This is a genomic window from Microbulbifer celer, assembly GCF_020991125.1.
Lineage (GTDB): Bacteria > Pseudomonadota > Gammaproteobacteria > Pseudomonadales > Cellvibrionaceae > Microbulbifer > Microbulbifer celer.
The window spans coordinates 841,485-866,237 of sequence record NZ_CP087715.1 but is presented as its reverse complement, the minus strand read 5'-3'; the positions used below and the strand labels follow the sequence as shown (position 1 = coordinate 866,237).

Genomic DNA, 24,753 nt, shown 5'->3' with positions numbered 1-24,753 from the left:
TGAGATTGCTCTTGGGTGCCGGATTTCACAGCACCCTGCTCTTCGTTGTACTGCTGCCTTATTTGACAGTCAGCGCCTCATTGATGAACTTGTTCTGTTCTTCCAGGTGCGTGGACATATAACCCGCCGCCGGTGCAGCAGAGGCTGCGCGGCCGACATATTCCAGCTCCAGTTTTGGATGTGCTTCTTTCAACAGACGACGCAGGTGGTGCTGGCTGGAGTACCAGGCCCCCTGGTTCATCGGTTCTTCCTGACACCAGGCCACACTCTTGATGTTCTTGAATGCAGAAACCGCTGCCAGGAATTCGTCGTCCGGGAACGGATACAGCTGTTCGATACGTACCAGTGCCACATCTTCCTGTTCGCGCTCCATACGCGCTTCCAGCAGATGGTAGTAGACCTTACCGGAACACAGGATCAGTCGCTTCACCTTGGCGGGATCTACAGCCTCGTCCTGAATTACATTGTGGAACTTGCCATTGGCCAGCTCGTCCAGGCTGGAGGTAGCCAGCTTGTGACGCAGGATCCACTTCGGGCTCATGATCACCAGCGGACGGCGCATCGGGCGAATCGCCTGACGGCGCAACAGATGGAAAATCTGTGCCGGGGTGGTGGCGTTACACACCTGGATATTGTGCTCGGCACACAGCTGCATGAAACGCTCGAGACGCGCGGAGGAGTGCTCCGGTCCCTGTCCTTCATAACCGTGCGGCAGCAGCATCACCAGGCCACACATGCGGCCCCACTTGTGCTCACCGGAAGTGATGAACTGGTCGATCACCACCTGGGCGCCGTTGGCGAAGTCACCGAACTGTGCTTCCCACACCACCAGGGATTTCGGGGTGGTGGTGGCGTAACCGTATTCGAATGCCAGCACTGCTTCTTCCGACAGCAGCGAGTCGTAGATATCGAAACGCGGCTGGCCCTCATACATATGCTGTAGCGGTACGTAACTCTGGCCGTCTTTCTGGCTGTGAACAACCGCGTGGCGGTGCGAGAAAGTACCGCGCCCAACATCCTCACCGGTGAAGCGGACCATAAAGCCCTGTTCCAGCAAAGTACCGTAGGCCAGGGTCTCCGCCATGCCCCAGTTCAGCGGCAGCGCGCCACCGGCCATTTTACGGCGGTCATCATAGATTTTGGACACCTGGCGCTGCATGACGATGCCGTCGGGCACGGTCGTCATACGGTTGGCCACATCTTTCAGCTTGGTCAGCGGGAAGCTGGTATCGCCTTCGGCGGTCCACTCGTGATTGAGATACGGGCGCCAGTCGACAAACATGGACTCGTCGGGCTCGTGTACCAAGCCGGTGGCCACATCTTCGCCGCGATCCAGTTTGTCGCGATAGTCGTTCGCCAGCTTGTCTGCCGCGGCCTTGTCCAGCACCCCTTCTGCAACCAGCTTTTCCGCGTACAGGGTACGGGTAGTCTTGTGCTTGCGGATGGTTTTGTACATCAACGGCTGGGTGCCGGAAGGATCATCGGTCTCGTTGTGACCGCGACGACGGTAGCACACCAGATCGATGACGATGTCCTTCTTGAATTCGTAGCGGTAATCCACCGCCAGCAGGCCCGCAAGAACCACCGCTTCGGGATCGTCCCCATTTACGTGCAATACCGGAGCGTCGATCATCTTCGCCACATCGGTACAGTACTCGGTGGAGCGTGCATCTTCCTGCTTGCTGGTGGTAAAGCCCACCTGGTTGTTCAGTACCAGGTGGATGCTGCCACCGGTATAGTAACCGCGGGTCTGGGACATCTGCAGGGTTTCCTGCACCACGCCCTGGCCGGCAAAGGCGGCGTCACCGTGGATATTGATCGGCATCACCTTTTCACCGGCGCTGTCGCCGCGACGGTCCTGACGGGCGCGCACGGAACCCACAACCACCGGCGCACAGATTTCCAGGTGTGAAGGGTTAAAGGCCAGCGCCAGGTGCACTTCACCACCCGGGGTCATCACGTTGGATGAGAAGCCCTGGTGGTACTTCACGTCACCGGAGGTATCCAGGGTTTTCTTACCTTCGAACTCTTCGAACAGATCCGACGGATTCTTGCCCAGAATATTGACCAGGGTGTTCAGACGGCCACGGTGGGCCATGCCGATCACGATTTCTTTGACGTTATAGGTACCGGAACGACGGATCAGAGAGTCCATCAGCGGGATCAGGCTCTCGCCACCTTCCACACCGAAACGTTTGGTACCCGGATACTTGGAATCCAGATGACGCTCAAGACCTTCTGCCGCGGACAAGCGCTGCAGGATCTCGGTACGGACATCGTTACCAAAACTGGGCTTGGACTGGCTGCGCTCCAGGCGCTGCTGGAACCACTGCTGCTCATCCAGGTTGGACAAGTGCATGATTTCCGCACCGAGATTGCCGCAATAGGTGTTTTCCAACCCTTGTACGATTTCACGCAGGGTGGCTTCGCCATTACCGAAGAACAGGTCGCCGGTCTGGAACGTGGTGTCGAAGTCGCCTTCAGTCAGGCCGTGATAATTCAATTGCAGATCTGGCACCTGTTCACGGGCCATGATGCCCAACGGGTCCAACGTGGCCTTTTTGTGGCCGCGGTGGCGATAGGAGCTGATCAGTTGCAGAACTTTGATTTGTTTGCGCTCGTGCTCAATATTGACTGAGCCGGCGCCGGGGGCGGATAGGGGGCGGGTGCGGTTTTTGGCCAGCAACTCAAAGTGCTGGCGAATGGCCGCGTGAGAAACATCACCTCCGTTTACACGGGGCAAGCTGTCAAAGTAATTGCGCCACTCTTCCGGTACACCACTGGGGTCGTGAAGATAAGTCTCGTACAGCTCCTCAACATACCCGGCGTTACCGCCAGAGATATGCGAAGTACGCCAGAGCTCCTCCATTGTGCTTTCGTGCATTTAATGCCTACCTCAATTACCGGCGCTCACCCGATACGCCGCTCTTTCCTGTCTTTCACTCACAAAAGGGGAGGCGCTGAAAAGACACCTCCCCTTTTTCGTATAAGCCTGACACCTGCGCTGCTGTCGGCTTAATTGTGATTATTTTTTGGTAGCAAACCCGCGAGCCCCATTGGGCCTTTTGCTATACGCCGCGAGTTATCAGCATATTGCGGATATGCCCGATGGCCCGAGTGGGGTTCAACCCTTTGGGACATACGTTTACGCAGTTCTGAATACCGTGGCAGCGGAAGACGCTGAACGGGTCATCCAGATTGCTGAGTCGCTCATCAGTCGCTTCATCACGGCTGTCTGCCAGGAAGCGGTAGGCCTGCAGCAGGCCTGCCGGACCGATGAACTTGTCCGGATTCCACCAGAAGGACGGACAAGCGGTAGAGCAACAGGCACAGAGAATACACTCGTACAGGCCGTCCAGCTTCTCGCGGTCTTCCGGTGACTGCAGTCGCTCGATAGCCGGCGCGGGCGTATCGTTCTGCAGGTACGGTTCAATCTTTTTGTACTGGGTATAGAACTGCTCCATATCCACTACCAGGTCGCGGATCACCGGCAGGCCCGGCAGCGGGCGCAGCACCAGCTTCTTGCCCTTCGGCGCCGCTTCAGAGATCGGCATGATACAGGCAAGACCGTTCTTGCCGGAAATGTTCATGCCGTCGGAGCCGCACACACCTTCACGACAGGAGCGACGGTACGCCAGAGTCGGATCCTGAGCCTTGAGCAGTTCCAGTACGTCCAGCACCATCAGGTCCTTACCTTCGGTGTCCAGCTCGTAATCCTGCATGTAAGGTGCGGAATCGGTTTCCGGGTTGTAACGGTAAATGCTTACTTTCAACATGTTGCTTCCGCTCCCGAATTAATAAGTACGCGTTTTCGGCTCGAAGGTATCGACAGTCGTGGGGGCGAAGTTGACCGCACGCTTGCCGACACGTTTCTCGCTCGGATAGAACATGGAGTGACACAGCCAGTTCTCGTCGTCACGCTCCTGGAAATCCTCACGGGCATGAGCGCCGCGGCTCTCGGTGCGCACTTCTGCCGCGATTGCAGTGGCTTCCGCCACTTCCAGCAAGTTCTGCAGTTCCAGGGCCTCGATACGCGCAGTATTGAAGGCGCGGGACTTGTCGTCCAGGCGCACATTACCAATGCGCTCGCGCAGCTCTTCCAGCTTCTTCACGCCCTCGGCCATGTAGTCACCGCGACGGAATACACCGAAGTGATTCTGCATCACATTCTGCAGCTCGGTACGCAGTTTTGCCGCACCTTCACCATTGTTGGTGGTCTCCAGGCTGTTCAGACGCGACATCGCCGACTCGATATCGGACTCGGACGCTTCGCGATTCTCGACACCTTCACGCAGGGACTGCTCGATAAACAGACCGGAAGCGCGACCGAATACCACCAGGTCCAGCAGGGAATTGCCGCCCAGGCGGTTGGCACCGTGTACCGATACACAGGCGACTTCACCGCAGGCGTACAGACCATCGATGACCTGGTCATTGCCGGACGCATCCTGGGTCAGGGCCTGGCCGTGCACATTGGTGGGAATCCCGCCCATCATGTAGTGACAGGTCGGCACCACCGGAATCGGGGTGTGAACCGGGTCTACGTGGGCGAAGGTCTTCGCCAGCTCACAGATACCGGGCAGGCGGCTGTGCAGCAACTCTTCGCCCAGATGATCCAGCTTCAGGAACACGTGGTCGCCATTGGGACCGGCACCGCGACCATCGAGAATCTCGAGTACCATGGAGCGGGCGACCACATCGCGCCCGGCCAGGTCTTTGGCGTTGGGGGCATAGCGCTCCATGAAGCGCTCACCGTCTTTATTGATCAGGTAGCCGCCTTCACCGCGACACCCTTCTGTGACCAGAGTCCCGGCACCGTAAATCCCGGTGGGGTGGAACTGCCACATTTCCATATCCTGCACCGGCACACCGGCGCGCAGGGCCATACCGACACCGTCACCGGTATTGATATGGGCGTTGGTCGTGGAAGCAAAAATCCGGCCGGCACCGCCGGTGGCCAGTACCGTGGCCTTGGATTTGATGAACACCACTTCGCCGTCTTCAATGCAGATAGCGATGACACCGACGACAGCGCCGTCCTGGTTCTTCACCAGGTCCACCGCGAACCACTCGTTCAGGAATACGGTGTTGTTTTTGACGTTGTTCTGGTACAGCGTGTGCAGCAGAGCGTGACCGGTACGGTCTGCTGCCGCACAGGTGCGTGCCGCCTGGCCGCCGCGGCCGAAGTCCTTGGACTGGCCACCGAACGGGCGCTGATAGATACGCCCCTCTTCTGTACGGGAGAAAGGCAAGCCCATGTGCTCCAGCTCGAATACCGCTTCCGGGCCCACAGAGCACATATACTCGATGGCGTCCTGGTCACCGATATAGTCGGAACCTTTCACAGTGTCGTACATGTGCCAACGCCAATCGTCATTGGGATCATCACTGGCAATGGCACAGGTGATACCGCCCTGGGCGGAAACCGTGTGCGAGCGGGTCGGGAATACTTTGGTGATTACCGCAGTTTTGAAGCCGGACTGCGCCATCTGCAGTGCCGCGCGCATACCCGCGCCGCCACCGCCAATTACGATACCGTCAAAGGTTATTGTTCGCATATTCGACATGACTTACACACCCCACAGAATTTCAATGCCCCAAACCGCGTAGAACACGGCAACAGCGCCCAACAACACCTCGACGACAATACGCAGAATCGTAGCTTTGCCACCCATCATGCGATTGGTGAGGTAATCGGTAATGACGGACCAGAGACCGATCCAGGCGTGAACGATCGTGGAGATCAGGGCCACCAGGCTGAATACGCGCACCCAGCGCTGCTCGAACAGCGCCGACCAGCTCGCATAGCCGAAATCTTTAGAGAGAAAGATAAAGCCCACTATAAAGAGGGTGTAAGCCACCAGCACAACTGCGCTGACACGCTGAATAAACCAGTCGTACAGACCGCTACGACCGAAACCCGTTACTGCCTTTACCATATCAGTACCCCCGCAAGCAGAATGAGAACGACTGAAAGCACGAGTACTATCACCGCGCCGCGGCGACCACCTTCAAGGCTCTCACCGAGGCCCGCATCCATCAGCAGGTGACGTACACCGGCGATGAGGTGGTAGATCAGCGCAGCCAGTGATGCCCACAGGATGAGCTTGGCCGGCACACTATTGAGTACGTCTGCTACCTTTTGGAAACCCTGTTCGGATTCCAGACTGGAATCCAGCATGCACAATAGAAGTGCAACCACAGCGAAGAGCACTACACCGGAAATACGGTGAAGAATAGAGACCAACGCTGGCACGGGGAGCTTGATAGTAGAAATGTCTAGATTGACAGGTCTGTTTTTGTTCACAGGAAAAACACCTTTTTGCCCTGAAAGACGGGGCGCCCGTTAGTTTTCTTGGTACCGGGCGGGCTCGCTGATCACTTAGCGCGCAACCTGTAGAGGTCTTGTACAAAGTGGCCTTACCACGGCGCAAGCCGCGCGGATTATAGGCATTCAGATTTCAAAACACAACGAACCTCAGGCCCATGGCGGTCGCTTTCTAGTAGTTGCAATCCACGCCACGCCCTATTAAGCAGGTCCCGGCGAAGTCCAGACCAGGGTACGAAGCACGCATTTCGTTCCACCCGGATTTCCGCGCCGGTTTGCCTTCCGACACAGGCAAAATTCCTGCCACCCGCCGCAAACACGGAAGATCCTGCGGGCATAGAACCCCCCAGCCAGTCCGATTTGGTTTGACAATTTGAGGCGCGGCACTTAAGTTTGGCCGCGCTTAAAAGCCCGCTAGCCCCATGTCCGCGTCCGGATGCAGCCAACGAAGGCACTCCGAGCCCGCAGAATCCGGCACTTTCCGGGTTGTGCGTGAGCAAATTCGCAGCTTTACCCAGTAGAAGGTGATCACAAAAAGAGCGCGGAACGAGTCGCACCCGGCCCAAAACCCCCAGCAGTAATTCAGGGGTTTGTGTGGAAGAAAAAGCTGGCAAAAGAATAGTTTTTAGGAGTCCACAATGTCCGACAAGAAAGCTCAACTCACGGTCGACGGTATCGACGCTCCCTACGACCTGCCGGTCTATTCCGGAACTGCTGGACCCGACGTTGTCGACGTCAGCAGCCTGGCCGGCAAAGGCCTGTTCACCTACGACCCGGGCTTCATGTCCACCGCCTCCTGCGAATCCAAGATCACCTATATCGATGGTGCCAATGGCGTGCTACTGCACCGTGGCTATCCCATTGAACAGCTGGCGGAGAAGTCAGACTATCTGGAAACCTGCTACCTGCTGATGAACGGCGAACTGCCGTCTGCCCAGCAGAAGAAGGAATATGTCAACAGCATCATGAACCACACCATGGTGCACGAGTCACTGGTCAACTTCTTCAAGGGCTTCCGCTACGACGCCCACCCGATGGCCATGATGTGTGGCGTTGTCGGCGCCCTCGCCTCCTTCTACCACGACTCCCTGGACATCACCGATCCGGAACACCGCAAGATCTCTGCGGACCGCCTGATCGCCAAGATGCCGACCCTGGCCGCCATGTGCTACAAGCACAGCAAGGGCCAGCCGTTCATGTATCCGGACAACAGCCTCAGCTACTCCGAGAACTTCCTGCACATGATGTTCGGCAACCCCTGTGAGCCGAGCAAGATCGATCCGGTTGTGGCCAAGGCCATGGACGTGATCTTCCTGCTGCACGCCGATCACGAGCAGAACGCCTCCACTTCTACTGTGCGTCTCGCCGGCTCTTCCGGTGCCAACCCCTTCGCCTGTATCTCCTCCGGTATTGCCACCCTGTGGGGCCCGGCACACGGCGGCGCCAACGAAGCGGTACTGAACATGCTGCAGGAGATCGGCGACGAGAGCCGTATCGACGAGTACGTTGCCAAGGCCAAAGACAAGAACGATCCGTTCCGCCTGATGGGCTTCGGCCACCGTGTGTACAAGAACTTCGACCCGCGCTCCCGCGTCATGCAGGGCATCTGCGACGAAGTACTGGGCGCCATGGGTGCCGAGAACGATCCGCTGCTGCGCATCGCCAAGAAACTGGAAAAGATCGCACTGGAAGACGAGTACTTCGTCGAGAAGAAACTCTACCCGAACGTGGACTTCTACTCCGGCATCATCATGAAGGCCATCGGTATTCCTACCGACATGTTCACCGTGATCTTCGCCACCGGCCGTACCGCAGGCTGGATTGCACACTGGAACGAGATGATCTCCAACCCATACAAGATCGGCCGTCCGCGTCAGCTATACACTGGCTACACGCCGCGCGACTACGTATCCCTGAACGACCGCTAAGCGATTTTTCAGGATCGGAAAAACCCGGCTTTTGTCGGGTTTTTTTATGTCCGGACATTACCGGAACCGCACCGTCAGGCACACCAAGCCCCCGTACCACGAATGGTGCGGAGGGCTGAAGCGGATCTATTGGAACGGAAAGTACTTACGGCAGGTTATGCACGTGACTACCCACCGGCCCGGAGAAGATGCCACCGTCGTGCATATCCCAGTTGATCGACCAGGTCATGACACCGTTGAAGGTCGGATACGCCTGGGACGGCGTCAGGGTGTCGCAGTTCAATTGCTGGGTCAGGCAGTCCAGCGCGCGGTTGATGTCCGCGGTGGTCGCGAAGCCGCTACCGGCGGCACTGGGGCCCGATGGCAGCGCCAGGCCCACCTGATCCGGGCGCAGGCCCTCAAAGAACCCGGCATCGCCATACCCCAGCGGGAAGCCTTCGATCAGCATCAGTGCGGAAGACACCATCATATCCACAGAACCTGCCGGATAGGCCGGTCCGCGATACGGGGTGGCGAGGCCGCCATTGTTGTACAGCTGCACGTGCAGCAGATCCAGCTCGTCGCGCAACTGGTCGATCATCGGCAGGTAGGCGCCCCAGATACCGGTATAAGACACGTAACCGCCTTGCACATAGGGATGCTCCGGCGCCATGGACAGGTACATGTTCGGGTACTGCTGCTTCAGTTGCTTGACCGCATCCACCATGTTCTCGATCACCGGTGCCCCGTGCATCACGCCCGCGCCGGATTCCAGATCGATATCGATCCCGTCAAAGCCGTACTCATCGATGATGGCCGCGGTGCTGTTGACAAAGTTGCTGACGTTTTCTTCGGAGTTCAAGGTAACGGTACCCTTCTCACCCCCAAACGAGAGAATCACGATCTTGCCGTCGGCACGCTTGGCCGCCACATCGTCGATAAACTGCTGCTTGTCCAGACCGGGATCCAGGTTGAACGCGACACTGCCGTTGCCGGCATCATCGGCAAAGGCCACCACGATCACGTCCCACACATCGGACACTTCGCTGATACGGTACAGACCGGAGCCGTTGTCGAAGTTGTGCCAGTAACCCACCAGCGCATGCTTCGGCAGCAGGCCGCTGTTGCCGCCCGACGAGCTGCCGCCGGAAGAACTGGAGGAGCCAGAACCAGAGGAGCTGGATCCACCACTGGATGAACTGCTGGAAGAACCACTGCCGCAATCCCCCACCTGACTCCAGGCATCTTCCCAATGCGCGCCCACGCCGGGCTCATAGGCCCAGGCCGCATCGGATGAACACCAGCCGGCGATATTGCACTGAAATTCAAACCCCGCGTTCTGAACAACATCACCCGCGGCATAGGCATTGCCCGCAACGTACTGTGCAGATGTGCAACTGCCACCACCTGAACTGCCACCAGAGCTCGATGAGGAGCTGGAAGAAGAGCTCGATGAGGAAGATGAACTCGAGGAGGAGGAGCTGGAAGAACTGGAGCCTCCGGAAGATGAGCTGCCATCACAGGCGCCATCGTACTCCCACACGTCCCAGGTACCCGAGTGGGTGGTAGGGTCCTCGTTCTGGGTCCACCAGTTTGCGGTGTAGGCATTGCCGAGATGCGCCACCGCATCCCCTTCCACATAAATTGCACTGCTTTCCCAGTCCGCGCGCGCACTGCAATCCACCGCAGCGACATTGACCGAGAAAAGCGCGAGGGCAAGTGCGCCCATTAAACGACTTTTCATGCTGTGTTCCTTTTATTGATTATCCGAATACAACGCAAAGAACAGAGGGCGCAAAAGCGCCCTCTGAATACTGCAAACTGCTTATCGACAGCAAACTGAACGGGTGACTGAAAAGAGACAGGACGCCCCTTTTCAGTGCCCGTGGCTCAGCTTTAGTTGCAGGTGGCGGGACCGATTTCTTCCCAGTCGGAAGAAGTGTCCGGCTCCTGCCCCTGAGTCCACCACTTGGCGCGGTAGCGCAGGCCTTCAAAGTTCACTTCATCGCCACCGTTGTAAGCAGTAGCAGCATTCCACGGCACTTCGATATCGCTGATGAGCTTCCAGTCGGCTGCGTCCAGTGCCGGCTCCTGTTGCGTCCAGTACTTCGCTTCCCAGACCAGATCTTCATGGCTGACCTGATCACCGCCGAGGTAAGTGCCGGACTGCCACGCGGGGTAATCAGCGGCATTCGGATCGGTGGCATCGCAGCTACCGTCATCGTCTTCGTTGGTCACAAAAACGGCGACAGTTGCGCTGGCGGTTGCCAGGCCGTCGTTAACGGTGACGGTGAGTTCAAACTCGGTATCCGCCTCTACCTGCGGTGCGGAGATGGTGATGGTGTCGCCGGTACCGGAGGCCATCCCTTCCCAGATGTAGCTCAGGGTATCGCCATCGGCATCGGTACCGGTTGCAGTGATGGTGGTACTTTCACCCTCGACCAGGGTCACGCTTTCCGGCGCGGAAACTACCGGCGCGGTGTTGCTGTCTTCCGGCAGCAGGAAGATGCTGACCTGATCGCTATCGGAAAGCTCGCCATCGTTGACCGTAAGCTCAAACACCAGTTCTTCTTCCGTACTGACTGTGTCGGCAGAGAACGTCGGGCTGACAGCGCTGCTGTCGCTCAGGGATACAGAGGTTCCGGATGCCTGGCTCCAGCTATAGGTCAACGTATCGTTTTCCGGGTCAGTTGAGGCTGCACCGCTCAGGGTGACAACCGCTGGAGTTTCCACCATCTGGTCGGCACCGGCGTCGGCACTGGGGGCCTGATTTGCCTGTTCCGCTTCAACGGTGATACGCACTTCGTCACTATCACTGACGGTGCCATCATTGACGGTCAGCGTGAAAGTGAGCACTTCATCACTGGTAACACTAGGTGCAGTGAATGAGGCGACGGCACTGTCAGCATTTTGCAGCGATACATCGGTGCCCGCGGTCTGAACCCAGCTGTAGGTCAGCGGATCATTGTCCAGGTCACTGGAGTTGCCGCCGTCAAGAGAGACAGAAGCACCGCTCGCGACAGTCTGATCACCACCGGCACGGGCAGTGGGCGCACGGTTACCGGGACCATCGCCGTGGCCGAGGCTCTCGTGCATGGCGTTGAGGATGTCGCCATTGTCCGCGTCGATTTCCCAGGAGAACAGGCCCGCCATACCTTTGGACTGTGCGTACGCACCCTTGGCCAGCACTGAACGATGGTTGTCGTAGGTGATCAGATCACCGGTGCCCGGCTTGAAGATGTACGCCGCCTCTGCAGTTTCGTCGTAGTATTCTTCCCACTCACCGGTAGCAATGCGGCTGACGATATCGCGGTAATCCACCACACCGTCTTCCCAGGTGCCGTCTACCATGCCAGTCGCGGTGCCGGTCATATGGTCGTTACCGGTCCAGCCGTTGACGCCGGTCCAGCCGCGACCGTACATGGCAGCACCAATCACCATTTTTCCCGGTTCCATACCCTGCTCGAGCAGCGCTTGAATACCGTTGTCGGTGGTGTAATCAGTGTCGGGGCGCCAGGTCGGCGCATAGAGCGCAGTCTGGTGCCCCAGTACCTCATTGCTCCAACCGCCGTAATAGTCGTAAGTCATCACGAAGAAGTAATCCATGTACTGCTGTACAGCCTGGTAGTCCACGTCTTCGATTTTGTCACGGCCGGCACCGATGGCAGACGTCAGCTCGTATTCGCGACCGGTTTCCTGCTCGAGACCGTCCAGCATTGCGCGCAGGTCACGCATCAACAGACGGTAGGTTTCACCGTCGATGGCGGGGTCGCCCAGATCCGGGTTGGCGCCGGAACCGCCCGGATATTCCCAGTCGATGTCGACACCGTCAAAGAATTTCCAGGTACGCATAAACTCCTCTACGGAGTCGACAAAAGTCTGGCGCTTGGCCGCATCGTCAAAGAAATAGAACGGGTCGGACAAAGTCCAACCGCCGATGGAAGGCAGGATTTTCAGATCCGGATAGGCCTGTTTCAGAGCCATCAGCTGGCCGAAGTTACCTTTATAGGGATCAGAGAAAGTCTGGTCTGCCTGGGCCTTCTGCAAGGCGGCAAACGGATCGTGCAGGGATACCTTGAAGTCTTCACGCCCGGAACAGGAACGCTGCAGGGCGGCAAAGCTACCTTCAATTTCTTTCAGGCTGTCGTTGATGCCATCGCCACCACAGATGGGAATAAACCCGTAAATGATATGGGTGAGATTGTAAGCCGGTATCATGTCGACAGAGAATTTACGCCCGTATACGCCCCACTCCACAAAGTAGGTACCGACCACGGAATCCGTGGTGTTGGTGTAGGGTTGATTGTTTTCGCCGGCAGTCAGGGTAATCGGATCAAGGTGGCTGCCATCGGTATCCGCTACCACAATTTCCATTGCTTCAGAGGTTGCACAACCGTCATCGTTACACAGTGCCACCTGCAACGCATACTGGCCGCCTTTGTCGACCTGTAGCGTGGCTGAACCGGTCTGGGTGGCACCGCCACTGACAGACTGCTCCAGCACCACTTCGCCATTCAGCAGATACTGGGCTGTGGTTGCGCCATCGCCAGACCACTTGGACCAGGCAACGGGTACTTCCGCGTAGTCATTGATGGTTACCAGCTGCTCGTAGGCCGTGGCCGCTTCATCCACCTCTATGATGGCAAAGCTGGTTTCCATCCAGTCAATGGTGGGCGCGCCGGGCGCCGCGAGTGCTGAAGAGCTGGCGAGGCCGAGTGCAAGGAGTGCACGGCGCCAGTGATTGGGAGTGAGCCCTTTCATGAATTGTCACCTTGTTCATTATCTTTTATTAGGTAACGAGGGCGTGGAGCGACTTTGCCATACCTCAGCGGGCACCACTGCCCCCGATCATCGGAACCGGCATTCAACTGCTGATGCCGGTACTGCTTCAGGTACCTCTGGGGTCCGGGGAAAGCGACTTCAGGATGCACTTAACCGGACTGAATGACATCGCTGTCATTTTCATCAAAAACATGACAGCGATGTCATTACATTTTCACAATACCCCGGTACGGTTTAACTTGACCAGCCCCCTAAGACAGCCATGAGAGGTTAGTCACAAACAATTTCCCATTCTGGCGCGTTAAATTTCGAATACCCCGGCGGAATTTCCCGGCCACAAATGAAAAGCGGCCGAACTCTGTCGACCGCTCTGCCCCTTTACCCAATCAAGCTGGCTGCTACTTCCCGCTCTTTCACTCGCTGAAATCAATCAATTTCAGATCAGTGGTCACCCGCTGTGGGCATATTTACGGTCATGTTCAGCCTCGTTACGGTCCGCTTGTTGTTGGCACTCCACACCGATTTGCGTCAGTGAGAGTCTTCCCGGGATGCTTCCAGTATAGGGTCCTGCAGCGTGGCTCCAAATACGATCGCTCTCAACCAGACGTCGCGGTTCCAGACGGTCTGCAGCTGGTGCTGAAGCACCTTACAACACCCTACACTGCGATCAAAATGACCCACGCCGAGGAAGAACTCATGCCCTATGACAATCGCAGTGATCTACCGGACGCCGTTAAAAATTCGCTGCCCCCACACGCCCAGTCGATCTACAAAGAAGCCTTCAACAGTGCCTGGGATCAATACAAAGACCCAGAGGACCGCCGCGAAGATCGCAGCCGGGAAGAGACTGCCCATGCGGTGGCCTGGTCGGCAGTGAAGGAGGAGTACGAGAAGAGCGACGACGGTAACTGGAAAAGAAAGCACTGATCCCGAACTTCAGCAATATCAGGGGTAGTCAGCACCCCCTCAACGCTTAAGGGGTTTGATCAACCCTTCCAGTCCCTCGATCTTGATTTCCAGCGTCATCGCCATCAGCTGCCCCAGCCGCCCGCTCGGAAACCCTTGCTTCGCAAACCAGAGCAGATATTCCTCTGGCAAATCGATCAGCATCCGGCCGGCATACTTGCCAAAAGGCATCCGGGTACGGGCAATATCCACCAGGTCCTGCTTTTCCATCATCGTGGTACAACTTTTTTCATTGACAAAAAATGGGAGGTCGTCATTCGCCACCATACACTGCATCGGCAACTTCCGAGCAGATGAACAATCCGGAGTATTGTATGCAATTTCAGACACTCAAACGCGCGGGACTGGCTTCCGCACTGACATTCACTCTGGCAACAACCGGTTGCGCCAACATGAGCGATACCGATCGGCGCGTAGGCACGGGTATCGGTATCGGTGCAGTGACCGGGGCACTGGTAACTGGCGGTGATATCGGTGGTGCGGCAGTCGGCTCTGTACTGGGTGGTGTCGGTGGCTGGCTGTACGACCGTGAAAAGAAAAAGCGCTACTACTACGACAGCCGCGGCCGCCGCGTGTATGAACGTTAACGATCTCGGGTAGCCCTTAAACAGGGTTCCCCCCTTTAATAGCGACTTCTATATTGCTGCTACCTCAGCACTTGGCGCAGCGCCTTCCTACTGGGCCACTAACGGGCCACTAGCGGGGGCGCTGCGCATTCTTGCGTATGCCGACCACTCCCGCCCAGCCAGATGAAGTATTGTTTTCGCTTCTTGCGAACTATGAGAGTATTTCGGCACAGGATCGCCGCCGTGCGGCCGACCACTATTTCAACGCTCCAGTAATTTCCACAAATATAACCCTCAAATAAGAAGGATTTATCGTGACCTACACCAACTTTCCCCGAGTTCTGGGATTGTCTATGGCTGTTGCCATGCTGGCCGCCTGCGGCAAGCCGGCTGAGAACACTCAAAACACCGACACTGAAGACACCACCGCAAAGCCTGCGCAATCTGCCGCCAACACCAATGTCTCCAACAACGTATCCACCGAGGGCATGTGGATGCCCCGCCAGCTGCCGGAACTGGGCGACAAGTTGAAAAGCCTGGGGCTGGAGCTGGACCCGGAAACCATGACAGACCTGACCAAGTTCCCCATGAATGCGGTCGTCAGTCTCGGCGGCTGCTCCGCGTCTTTCGTCTCCCCCAAGGGACTGGTGGCCACCAACCACCACTGCGCCTACGGCTCCATTTCCTACAACTCCACGGAAGACAACGACCTGCTGGCCAATGGCTTTCTCGCCAAAACCTTGGAGGAAGAACTGCCCGCGGTGCCCGGCTCCCGCGTTTACGTCACCGTGGACATGCAGGAAGTCACCGACAAGGTGAAAGGCAAGCTCAGCGACGACATGGACGGTGCCACCCGCTTCAAGGCCATTGAAGATGCGGAAAAGGCGCTGGTCGCCGAGTGTGAATCCGACCCCGGCCACCGCTGCGAGGTCTACAGCTACTACGGCGGTGCCAGCTACTACCTGATCAAACAGCTGGCGATCCGCGACGTGCGCCTGGTGCACGCCCCCGCCTCTTCCATCGGCAAGTTCGGTGGCGATATCGACAACTGGATGTGGCCGCGCCACACCGGCGACTACTCTTTCCTGCGCGCCTATGTGGGCCCGGATGGCAAACCCGCCGACTTCTCTGAAGACAATGTGCCCTACGAGCCCAAGCACCACCTGAAAGTGGCAACTCAAGGACCGGAAGAGGGTGATTACGTGATGGTCGCCGGCTACCCCGGCAGCACCAACCGCTACCGCACCGCGGAAGAAGTGAGCAACAACTTCACCTGGTACTACCCCACCATGCAGAAAGTGCTGGCGGAATGGTCTGAGGTCATCGGTAACGCCACCGAAGACAACAAGGATGCCGCACTCAAATATGCAAGCCTGGTGGCCGGCCTCAACAACTATGCCAAAAACTTTACCGGCATGATGGAGGGCTATAACCGCAGCGACCTGCTTCAGCGTAAGCAACAGCTGGAACAAGATCTGCAGGCGTGGATTGAAGCCAACCCGGAAGCCAGCAAAAAGTACGCTTCCGTCATCAGTGATCTGCAGAAACTGATAACCGAAAAGCAGTCCACCCAGGAGCGCGACCTGCTGCTGGGCTATATGAACCGCTCGTCCATGCTGAGCGCCGCCCAGCGCCTGTACCGCCTCAGCCTGGAAAAGCAGAAGCCGAACATGGAGCGCGAGCCCGGCTATCAGGAGCGCGACATGACCCGTTTCACCGAAAGCATGAAGCGTATCGAGCGCAACTTCGAGCCGTCGGTAGACCAGGCCATCTGGACCTACTTTATCGAGCGCTACAATGCACTGCCGGAAGACCAGCACCTGGAGAGCTTCGACAGCTTCTTCGAGGGCGAGCTGAGTGGCGACGCCCTGCAGCAAAAACTCGCCACCATGTACAAAGGCACCGGCCTCACCGAGACTGAAACCCGCCTCGATTGGATGGAGAAATCGCCGGAAGATTTCCGCAACAGTAACGATCCATTCATCCAGCTGGCGGTGGCCACCTATGACGATCGCTATGCCATCGAGCAGCGCCAGAAAGCCATGGGCGGCGAATTCGCCGAACTGCGTCCGCAGTATATGGACCTGCTGATTGCCTACTACAACGAACAGGGTAAGCCCGTGTACCCGGATGCCAACAGCTCCCTGCGCCTGACCTACGGACTGGTAAAAGGCTACACCCCGCCCGCCGGCACCATCAAAGGTCCCGCCGATGGTAATGACGGCAAAGACAGCTTTGTGCCCTTCACCACCCTGCGTGGTATTGAAGCCAAGTACACCGGTGAAGATCCGTTCGATGCGCCCCAGGCCCTACTGGATGCCATTGAGAACGAGGACTACGGTCGCTTCCATGATGAAGAGCTGGACTCAGTGCCAGTCAACTTCCTCACTACCGTCGATATCACCGGTGGCAACTCCGGCTCCGCCACCATGAACGGCAAAGGTGAGTTGGTTGGTCTGGTGTTCGACGGCACTTACGACAGCATCAACGCGGACTGGGATTTCAACGACAATACCCGGGCCATTCACGTGGATGTGGAATATATGCTGTGGGTGATGGAAAACGTGGACCACGCGGATAACCTACTGGAAGAAATGGGCGTTGCGGCTCCGACAGAGGAAAGCACCCAGTAACTTTTCCTTCCCCCCACCCTTAACCTCCCCTTAATCTCCCGGGTGGAGGCGCACAGCGCCGAAACCCGGGATCTTCCCTGGCCGCATAGAGAGCATCTGGTGTCCAAAGTTTGTCTGGCCAATTTCCCCAGCTGCTGGTAGAATCCGCGACCTTCTTACACCAATCCCAGAAAACAACCCCAGACTGTATTGTGATTACCGTGAGCCTGACTCCGCCCTAAGTTCCCCCCCCTCTCTGGATGCAGCCCTGCCTGCATATACCGATCGTGCCAGATGCGCGACCGTTTTATCTGCCTGCGTGTTCAATGTCCTGCGCCCTCTGCTGCGCAATGGGTATGTATTGCCGGGCGCTCCTATTTTGTCGTTATTCAGGATCCCCATAGATGTTGCGATCTCTTAAACTGAATTGGTTCAGTAATATCAAGAACGATTCTCTGGCTGGTGCGGTCGTCGCGCTGGCACTGATTCCCGAAGCCATTGCCTTCTCCATCATTGCCGGTGTCGACCCCAAGGTCGGCCTTTACGCCTCCTTCTGTATCTGCGTCATCAGCGCCTTTACCGGCGGCCGCCCAGCGATGATCTCGGCGGCCACCGGCGCCATGGCGCTGCTGATGGTAGGACTGGTGAAAGAACACGGGCTGCAATACCTGCTGGCCGCGACCATCCTGACCGGCTTCCTGCAAATTCTTGCCGGCTTCCTCAAACTGGGGAACCTGATGCGGTTTGTTTCCCGGTCCGTGGTCACCGGATTCGTCAACGCCCTGGCCATCCTGATCTTCCTGGCGCAGCTACCGGAGCTCAGCGGTGTCACCTGGCATGTTTACGCCATGGTCGCCGTCGGTCTCGGCATCATTTACCTGTTGCCACTGGTCACCAAGGCCGTTCCGTCGCCGCTGGTCTGTATCGTGGTGATCACCGCATTTACCATGTACATGGGCATCGAGGTACCGACTGTTGGCGACAAGGGGGCACTGCCCGACAGCCTGCCGGTGTTCCTGCTGCCCGATATCCCGCTGAACCTGGAAACCCTGAAAATCATCTTCCCGGTGGCCTTTACCATGATGGTCGTTGGCCTGCTGGAATCCATGATGACCGCCACTATCGTCGATGACCTCACCGACACCACCAGCGACCGCAATCGCGAATGCAAGGGCCAGGGCCTGTCCAATATCGTTTCCGGCTTCTTTGGCGGTATGGCGGGATGCGCCATGATCGGTCAGTCGGTAATCAACGTGAAATCCGGTGGCCGTACCCGCCTTTCCACACTGGTCGCGGGTACTCTCCTGCTGATCATGGTGGTATTTCTCGGCAAGTGGGTTTCACAAATCCCGATGGCTGCTCTGGTTGCCGTCATGATCATGGTATCGATCGGTACCTTCAGTTGGGATTCCATCACCAACATGGCCAAACACCCGCCGAGCAGCAGTATCGTCATGCTGGCCACTGTCGTGGTTACTGTTTACACCCACAACCTTGCGTTGGGCGTCGGCATCGGCGTCATTCTCAGCGCCCTGTTCTATGCCGATAAAGTGGGCCGCGTATTCTATGTGCGCTCGGAGCTGGCCGAAGACAATGCCAGCCACCGCCAGTATGAAGTGGTCGGCCAGGTGTTCTTTACCTCGGCGGAGCAGTTCATCGCATCATTTGACTTCAAGGAAGCATTGGACAAAGTGACGATCGACGTCCACCGCTCCCACTTCTGGGATATTACCGCCATCGGTGCGCTGGACAAGGTCGTTGTCAAATTCCGTCGCGAGGGCACCGAGGTGGAACTGATCGGGCTGAACGAAGCCAGCGAAACACTGGTGGATAAATTTGCCGTGCACAACAAACCCGATGCGGTAGAAAAACTCATGGGCGGCCATTGATAGGAGAAAGACAATGAGTGATGTAATAGCCTGTATTGATGGTTCACCTGCTGCCACCCGCGTGTGCGATTACGCATCCTGGGCCGCCAAACAACTGGATGCCCCGCTGACCTTCCTGCATGTACTGGATCACTCGCGCTATCCGGTGGAATCCAACCTCAGTGGCAACCTGCTTCTGGGCGGGCGGGAAACCCTGTTGACGGAGCTGTCCGAGCTCGACGCCAAGCGCAATAAGCTGGCGCTTGAACAAGGGCGCCTGTTGCTGGAATCTGTGGTACAGCGCGCCACAGATGCCGGCGTTGAAACCCCGAAGCAGTCCCAACGCCATGGCAACCTGGTGGAAACTCTGGGTGAATTGCAGACGCAGACCCGCCTTCTCGTCATCGGAAAAATGGGGGAAGAGCATGCGGGGGAGGCTGCACAGATCGGCGACCACGTTGAGCTGGTGCTGCGCGCCATGCACAAACCGGTACTCGTCGTACCGTCGGATTTCACCCCGCCGAAAAGTTTCATGATTGCCTTTGATGGCAGCCCCACCTGTCGGGATGGTGTGGCAATGCTGGCCTCCAGTCCTCTGGTAGCTGGCCTGCCTTGCCACCTGGTGGCAGTCGGTGGCGATGAACAGGTACAGGAGGAAATGGCCCGGGCGGAAAGTGTGCTGACTGAAGCCGGTCACCAGGTACAGTCAGTACAACTGGAAGGCGAGGTGGAACCCACGCTGCATCACTACCGGCAGGAAAATGGTATTGATCTCGTGGTAATGGGAGCCTATGGCCATTCGCGAATTCGGGAATTCCTTGTCGGCAGCACCACCCGCAAAATGATTACCAACGCCAAGGTACCGCATTTCGTTCTGCGGTAAGCAGTTACCTTTCGAGGAGAAACGGACCAGAACGAGTTTCAGCCTCCGTCAGATATATTCAGGGTCTTTGAAACTATCTGACGGAGTACCGCTTTCCTTTCCCTTGCGGCCTACACCAGTTTAGTTTTGGTTTTCCCGCAACGCTGACAGCGATACTCGGTAACCAGCTTTCCCTGCTTTACGTCGAACTTTCGCTCAGTGACCACCACCCATTTATGGAATCCGTCTCGGCACAGACTCTTGCCCTTGTGCTTTTCCCAGGCGGTCTTTTTCTTGAATGGCAGCACGTCGCCCATAACGTTTCCCTTTGAATTTCAGCGCTTACACTTCAGCGCCAGCTGCATGGGCGGATGCCCAGGCCCACTGAAAATTGAAACCGCCCAACCAACCGGTGACATCCAGTACTTCGCCAATAAAATACAGCCCGGGCTGCTTCTGGCTTTCCATGCTGCGCGACGATATCTCATTCGTGTCCACGCCCCCCAGGGTCACCTCCGCGGTACGGTAACCCTCCGTGCCCTCGGGGGTTAACGTCCAGGTTTGCAGTTTCTCCGCCACCTCCCGCAGGGCACTTTCGTGATACTGCTTCAGTGGTTTGCTTTCCAGACCGTTCAACTGCAGGAAGAACTGTACCAGCTTCCTGCTCCAGAGCTCGGCCAGTGCCGTGTGCAGATGACTCTCCGGCTTCTGCGCCTTCTGTTCGCTCAGCCAGTTGCAGAGATCCATCCCCGGGGCCAGGTCGAACACCACTGATTCACCCTCCCGCCAGTGACTGGAGATCTGTAACACGGCCGGCCCGCTCAACCCCTTGTGGGTAAACAGCATCTGCTCGTGGAAGCTCCCCTCCCCACAACTGGCAGTGACAGCCAGTGAGGTGCCGGGCAAATCCGCCTGACGTTTCAGTGCGCGTTTGTTCAGGGTAAACGGTACCAGCGCTGCGCGGGTGGGAATGATGTGATGGCCAAACTGACGGGCAACGTCATAGCCGAAACCGGTGGCGCCCATGGTGGGAATGGAGAGGCCGCCACAGGCAATTACCAGGGATTCGCAGACCACTTTGCCGAGGGAAGTGTGCACCTCAAATCCCTTGCGCTCACCTTCACCTTCGCCTTCACCTTCGCCCTCCAGTGGCTCGATGCGCTGTATCTCACAGCGGGTGCGGATCTGGGCCTTGGCCTCGCGGCATTCCGCCAGCAGCAGATCGACAATATCCCGGGACTTGTTGTCGCAGAACAGCTGGCCGAGGGTCTTCTCGTGGTAAGGGATACCGTGCTTTTCCACCAAGGCAATAAAGTCCCACTGGGTATAGCGGGCCAGGGCGGATTTACAGAAGTGGGGGTTTTCGCTGTAGAAATTGTCCGGCGCCGTGTACAGGTTGGTGAAATTGCAGCGGCCGCCGCCGGACATCAGGATTTTCTTGCCGACCTTGTTGGCGTGGTCCAGCACCAGCACACTGCGGCCGCGCTTGCCCGCCACCGCCGCACACATCAGGCCGGCGGCGCCGGCGCCGATGATCAGTACATCGGCCTGGGCGGGAAAGTCGCTCATAAGTGACTCGACAAAGTTCGATCAGGAAGGTTCGATCAGGTCTGCGGCAGGGTCACACCGCGCTGGCCCTGATATTTACCGCCACGGTCTTTGTAGGACACTTCGCAGATCTCGTCGGATTCGAAGAACAGCATCTGCGCCACCCCTTCATTGGCGTAAATCTTTGCCGGCAGGTTGGTGGTGTTGGAGAATTCCAGGGTCACATGCCCTTCCCACTCCGGCTCCAGCGGAGTCACATTGACGATGATGCCACAACGGGCATAGGTGGACTTGCCCAGACAGATGGTCAGTACCGAACGCGGGATACGGAAGTACTCAACGGTGCGCGCCAGGGCGAAGGAGTTGGGCGGAATCACACAGTAGTCGCCCTGCACATCCACAAAGCTGTCCTGGTCGAATGCCTTCGGATCCACAGTAGCGGAGTGCACGTTGGTGAAGATCTTGAACTCATTGGCGCAGCGCACGTCGTAACCGTAGCTGGAAGTGCCATAAGAGATCAGCCGCTCACCGCCCTCGCCGTGGCGCACCTGGCCCGGCTCAAAGGGCTCGATCATGCCCTCATTCTCAGCCATACGGCGAATCCACTTATCGGATTTGATGCTCACCCTGCCCCCTCGCTTTATACAAATATCTGGTCACAAAAAAGAGGCGGAATAATAGCCGGTTTGCCCTGTTCAAAAAAGTGCCAATCACGCGGAGCCCCCCTTGTCGCCCCTGGGCAACTACTGTATAAATTGCCAGCAGATACTGTATACACATACAGTCAAACCACTTTGAACAGCCCGTGCGGAGTAAGCCAACCGTGAACAGCGCCGAAAACTTCATGCAGAACAAGCAGTTAAGTGAACAGGCCGAGCATCAGCCGTCGGCCCGGTCTCCCGGCCAGCCACCACACCAACCACTGCAACAGTTGCTGACCCGGCCGGATATCTGGCAGCTGGCCAACCGCCAGCGTCAATCCCGCACCGGCATCACTACCGGCTATCGTGGTCTGGACGCACTGCTCGCCAACCGCGGCTGGCCCCGCGGAGCCACCAGTGAGTTACTGGTAGATAAAGCCGGCATCGGCGAGATCAGCCTGATCCTGCCTGCCCTGGCAGAAATGACCCGTCAGAACCGCATAGTGATACTCATCAATCCCCCGCATATTCCCTACGCCCCGGCTCTGGTACAGGCCGGCGTGCAGCTGGAAAAGCTGTTGATCCTGCATCCCCATGGGCAGCGGGACCAGTTGTGGGCCGCAGAGCAGAGCCTGCAGTCCGGCGCCTGCGGTGCGCTGGTCAGCTGGCAGGGGCGGGAAATACCGGCAGACAAAGACCTGCGCCGCCTGCAAATCGCCGCCCGCGAGGGCGACAGTCTGCACTTCCATTTCCGCCCCGGTTCCAGTGCCAACAGCCCCTCCCCCGCAGCACTGCGCCTGCAACTGAAAAGTGATGGAGAACAGCTGGCCCTGCAACTGGTGAAACAACTGAACGGCAAATCCGGCCAGCGTATCCACCTGGCCCGCAGCCCCAAACTGACCCGGCGCGACCAGCCTTTGCACTGACCAAAACAACCCGACAGCAGTACCAACCGAGGTTACCAACACAGTATCAACGGAACTCCAATCATGCTCTGGCTATGCATCCAACTCCCCAAACTCCCCCTGGAAGCCCTCGCCCGTGCCCACCGCGCCGGCGACAGCACGCCATTGGCCATCAGCCAGAACAACCTCATTATCGAGGCCAACGGCGCCGCTCGCGGCCATAGCATCGAGCCCGGTCTGAGTATCGCCACCGCCTGTGCTTACTGCGCCGAATTACAAATGCTGGAGCGGGACCGGGAGCGGGAAGAACAACTACTGCAACAACTGGCCCAGTGGGCCTACGGCTTTACCCCGGTGGTATCCCCCCGCAGCGCCGAACAGAGCAAGGGGCAACACGACAGCAACCCCGCCTGCCTGTACCTGGAACTGAGCGGCAGCCTCAAGGCCCTCGGTGGCCTCGCGCCCCTGCTGCAACAGCTGAACAAAGAGCTGCACAAGATGCGCATCACCCATGTAATGGGGCTCGGCCACAGCCCCAGCGCCGCGCACCTGCTCAGCCAGCTGCCGGAACACCGCCAGTGGCTTGCACAAACCAAGTCCGCCCCCACTCCACAGCAGTGGCGGCAGTGGATCAGCTTCGCCCCCAGCAAACTGCTCGACTGCAGCAACAAAGCCATCGCCAAGCTCTATGCCAGCGGTATCAAACGGGTCAGCCAGTTGCTGGCCATTCCCCTGTCGGAAGTGGGCAACCGTTTCGGGCGCAACTTTATCGATTACCTGGCACGCCTGAACGGCACCCGCCCGGATCCGGTTCCCAGTTACGAACCACCACCGGAATTTCACAGCGAACTGTTTTTCCCCAGCCCGCTGGATAACAGCGAGCAACTGCTATTCCCCGCCGGCCGGCTGGTGCGTGAACTCTGCCGCCAGTTACAACGGCGCCAGCTGTACAGCACACAGCTGTGCTGGGTACTGGATTTTGGCAGCCGCGGTTCCCGGGAGGTGAAGGTCGAGCTCTCGCGCCCACTGTTTGATCCACAGCGCCTGATCGCACTCACCAAGCTGCAGCTGGAACGGGTCGAGCTGCAAGAACCGGTTCAGGCTCTCACCCTCAACTGTCACCAACTGCGCCCACTGGAAGCACAGACCCTGCGGGAAGATTTCTTCGATGAAGGCAGCAAACTGCACGAGGGCTATCAGCTGATCGACAAGTTAAAAGCCCGCCTGGGGCACGAGGCCCTCTCCGGTGTCACCCTCAAAGAAAGCTATCTGCCAGAGCAAGCCTGGGCCAGTGCCGACAGTCTCACCCTGCAGAGCAAAGCCCAGGGACACCAGCTGAACCCGGTCAACGCCCCCCGCCCCAGCTGGCTACTCCCGCGCCCCCACCCTATCCAGCAACGGAACCACAAACTGTTTTATGACGGCGAAATGCAACTGCTACAGGGCCCGGAACGCATCGACGGCTACTGGTGGCAACACCATCGCCACGCCCGCGATTACTACATCGCCCGGGGTGGCCAGGGGAGTTTGTACTGGGTGTTTCAGGATCTGACTTCGGAGAGTTGGTATCTGCATGGGGTGTATGGATGACTGCCTCAAGTACAGGAAGTAAACGATCACACGATAAACAGGAAATTAAAGAGCAAGAGAATGCTCTGACAATGGCACGCTGGAAGGAATACCAGCGTACGGGAAAGAGTATTCCCAATGAAGCAGTCATGAAGTGGTTGGATACCTGGGGAATCGATCAGAAAACAACGATAGGCAC

The 24,753-nt window shown here is 57.8% G+C and carries 19 protein-coding genes; 8 read left to right on the top strand and 11 right to left on the bottom strand.

What is annotated here, in order from left to right:
• Positions 1–58 precede the first annotated feature (58 nt).
• From LPW13_RS03395 to sdhC, 5 genes are all read right to left on the bottom strand, one after another.
• Entirely contained in the window at positions 59–2,884 is a 2,826-nt protein-coding gene (locus tag LPW13_RS03395) for a 2-oxoglutarate dehydrogenase E1 component (RefSeq protein ID WP_230438044.1), read from the bottom strand.
• Between the two features lie 184 nt (positions 2,885–3,068).
• On the bottom strand, positions 3,069–3,776 hold the full coding sequence (locus LPW13_RS03390) for a succinate dehydrogenase iron-sulfur subunit (protein ID WP_230438043.1): 708 nt from the start codon (positions 3,774–3,776) through the stop codon (positions 3,069–3,071).
• 18 nt (positions 3,777–3,794) lie between these two features.
• Positions 3,795–5,567 carry a succinate dehydrogenase flavoprotein subunit gene (sdhA, locus tag LPW13_RS03385; protein ID WP_230438042.1) on the bottom strand — a complete coding sequence of 591 codons (1,773 nt, stop codon included), beginning with the start codon at positions 5,565–5,567 and terminating at the stop codon, positions 3,795–3,797.
• Positions 5,568–5,570: 3 nt separating this feature from the next.
• Positions 5,571–5,939, bottom strand: coding sequence for a succinate dehydrogenase, hydrophobic membrane anchor protein (gene sdhD, locus LPW13_RS03380; RefSeq protein WP_230438041.1), 369 nt, complete (start codon positions 5,937–5,939; stop codon positions 5,571–5,573).
• Positions 5,933–6,307 (bottom strand): succinate dehydrogenase, cytochrome b556 subunit, encoded by a 375-nt coding sequence (gene sdhC / locus LPW13_RS03375; RefSeq protein WP_230438040.1) that lies wholly within the window; start codon positions 6,305–6,307, stop codon positions 5,933–5,935. The genes sdhD and sdhC overlap by 7 nt, the downstream gene beginning before the upstream one ends.
• A 659-nt stretch (positions 6,308–6,966) precedes the next feature.
• On the opposite strand from sdhC, the gene gltA reads away from it, so the two are divergent.
• A complete protein-coding gene (gene gltA / locus LPW13_RS03370) occupies positions 6,967–8,256 on the top strand; it encodes a citrate synthase (protein WP_230438039.1) in 1,290 nt (429 codons plus the stop codon).
• 145 nt (positions 8,257–8,401) lie between these two features.
• On the opposite strand, the gene LPW13_RS03365 is transcribed toward gltA, so the two are convergent.
• Positions 8,402–9,979, bottom strand: coding sequence for a glycosyl hydrolase family 18 protein (locus tag LPW13_RS03365; protein ID WP_230438038.1), 1,578 nt, complete (start codon positions 9,977–9,979; stop codon positions 8,402–8,404).
• A gap of 152 nt (positions 9,980–10,131) precedes the next feature.
• The gene (locus LPW13_RS03360; protein ID WP_230438037.1) at positions 10,132–12,996 is read right to left on the bottom strand and encodes a glycosyl hydrolase family 18 protein; all 2,865 of its coding nucleotides are present in this window, start codon (positions 12,994–12,996) and stop codon (positions 10,132–10,134) included.
• A 654-nt stretch (positions 12,997–13,650) separates the two neighbouring features.
• Here LPW13_RS03360 and chaB point away from each other — a divergent pair.
• Positions 13,651–13,944, top strand: coding sequence for a putative cation transport regulator ChaB (gene chaB / locus LPW13_RS03355; protein ID WP_230438036.1), 294 nt, complete (start codon positions 13,651–13,653; stop codon positions 13,942–13,944).
• Between the two features lie 39 nt (positions 13,945–13,983).
• On the opposite strand, the gene LPW13_RS03350 is transcribed toward chaB, so the two are convergent.
• Entirely contained in the window at positions 13,984–14,196 is a 213-nt protein-coding gene (locus LPW13_RS03350; protein ID WP_230438035.1) for a DUF3820 family protein, read from the bottom strand.
• 101 nt (positions 14,197–14,297) lie between these two features.
• Here LPW13_RS03350 and LPW13_RS03345 point away from each other — a divergent pair, with 101 nt between their 5' ends.
• The 4 genes from LPW13_RS03345 (at position 14,298) to LPW13_RS03330 (ending at position 19,912) form a co-directional block, all read left to right on the top strand.
• Entirely contained in the window at positions 14,298–14,570 is a 273-nt protein-coding gene (locus LPW13_RS03345) for a glycine zipper domain-containing protein (RefSeq protein ID WP_230438034.1), read from the top strand.
• A gap of 332 nt (positions 14,571–14,902) precedes the next feature.
• The gene (locus LPW13_RS03340; RefSeq protein WP_230438033.1) at positions 14,903–17,182 is read left to right on the top strand and encodes a S46 family peptidase; all 2,280 of its coding nucleotides are present in this window, start codon (positions 14,903–14,905) and stop codon (positions 17,180–17,182) included.
• A 383-nt stretch (positions 17,183–17,565) separates the two neighbouring features.
• On the top strand, positions 17,566–19,050 hold the full coding sequence (locus LPW13_RS03335) for a SulP family inorganic anion transporter (RefSeq protein WP_230438032.1): 1,485 nt from the start codon (positions 17,566–17,568) through the stop codon (positions 19,048–19,050).
• 13 nt (positions 19,051–19,063) lie between these two features.
• The gene (locus tag LPW13_RS03330; protein WP_230438031.1) at positions 19,064–19,912 is read left to right on the top strand and encodes a universal stress protein; all 849 of its coding nucleotides are present in this window, start codon (positions 19,064–19,066) and stop codon (positions 19,910–19,912) included.
• Positions 19,913–20,022: 110 nt separating this feature from the next.
• Here the strand turns inward: LPW13_RS03330 and LPW13_RS03325 are convergent, their stop codons facing one another.
• From LPW13_RS03325 to dcd, 3 genes are read right to left on the bottom strand one after another with little or no spacing between them, the layout of a single operon-like run.
• On the bottom strand, positions 20,023–20,208 hold the full coding sequence (locus LPW13_RS03325; protein WP_230438030.1) for a hypothetical protein: 186 nt from the start codon (positions 20,206–20,208) through the stop codon (positions 20,023–20,025).
• Positions 20,209–20,233: 25 nt separating this feature from the next.
• Positions 20,234–21,460, bottom strand: a complete 1,227-nt coding sequence (locus LPW13_RS03320) for a BaiN/RdsA family NAD(P)/FAD-dependent oxidoreductase (RefSeq protein WP_230438029.1) — start codon at positions 21,458–21,460, stop codon at positions 20,234–20,236.
• 35 nt (positions 21,461–21,495) lie between these two features.
• Positions 21,496–22,065 (bottom strand): dCTP deaminase, encoded by a 570-nt coding sequence (dcd, locus tag LPW13_RS03315; RefSeq protein WP_230438028.1) that lies wholly within the window; start codon positions 22,063–22,065, stop codon positions 21,496–21,498.
• Positions 22,066–22,262: 197 nt separating this feature from the next.
• Between dcd and imuA the strand changes: the two genes are divergently transcribed.
• Both imuA and LPW13_RS03305 read left to right on the top strand, forming a co-directional pair.
• Positions 22,263–23,006 carry a translesion DNA synthesis-associated protein ImuA gene (gene imuA / locus LPW13_RS03310; RefSeq protein ID WP_230438027.1) on the top strand — a complete coding sequence of 248 codons (744 nt, stop codon included), beginning with the start codon at positions 22,263–22,265 and terminating at the stop codon, positions 23,004–23,006.
• Positions 23,007–23,069: 63 nt separating this feature from the next.
• A complete protein-coding gene (locus tag LPW13_RS03305) occupies positions 23,070–24,575 on the top strand; it encodes a Y-family DNA polymerase (RefSeq protein WP_230438026.1) in 1,506 nt (501 codons plus the stop codon).
• Positions 24,576–24,753: the final 178 nt, after the last annotated feature.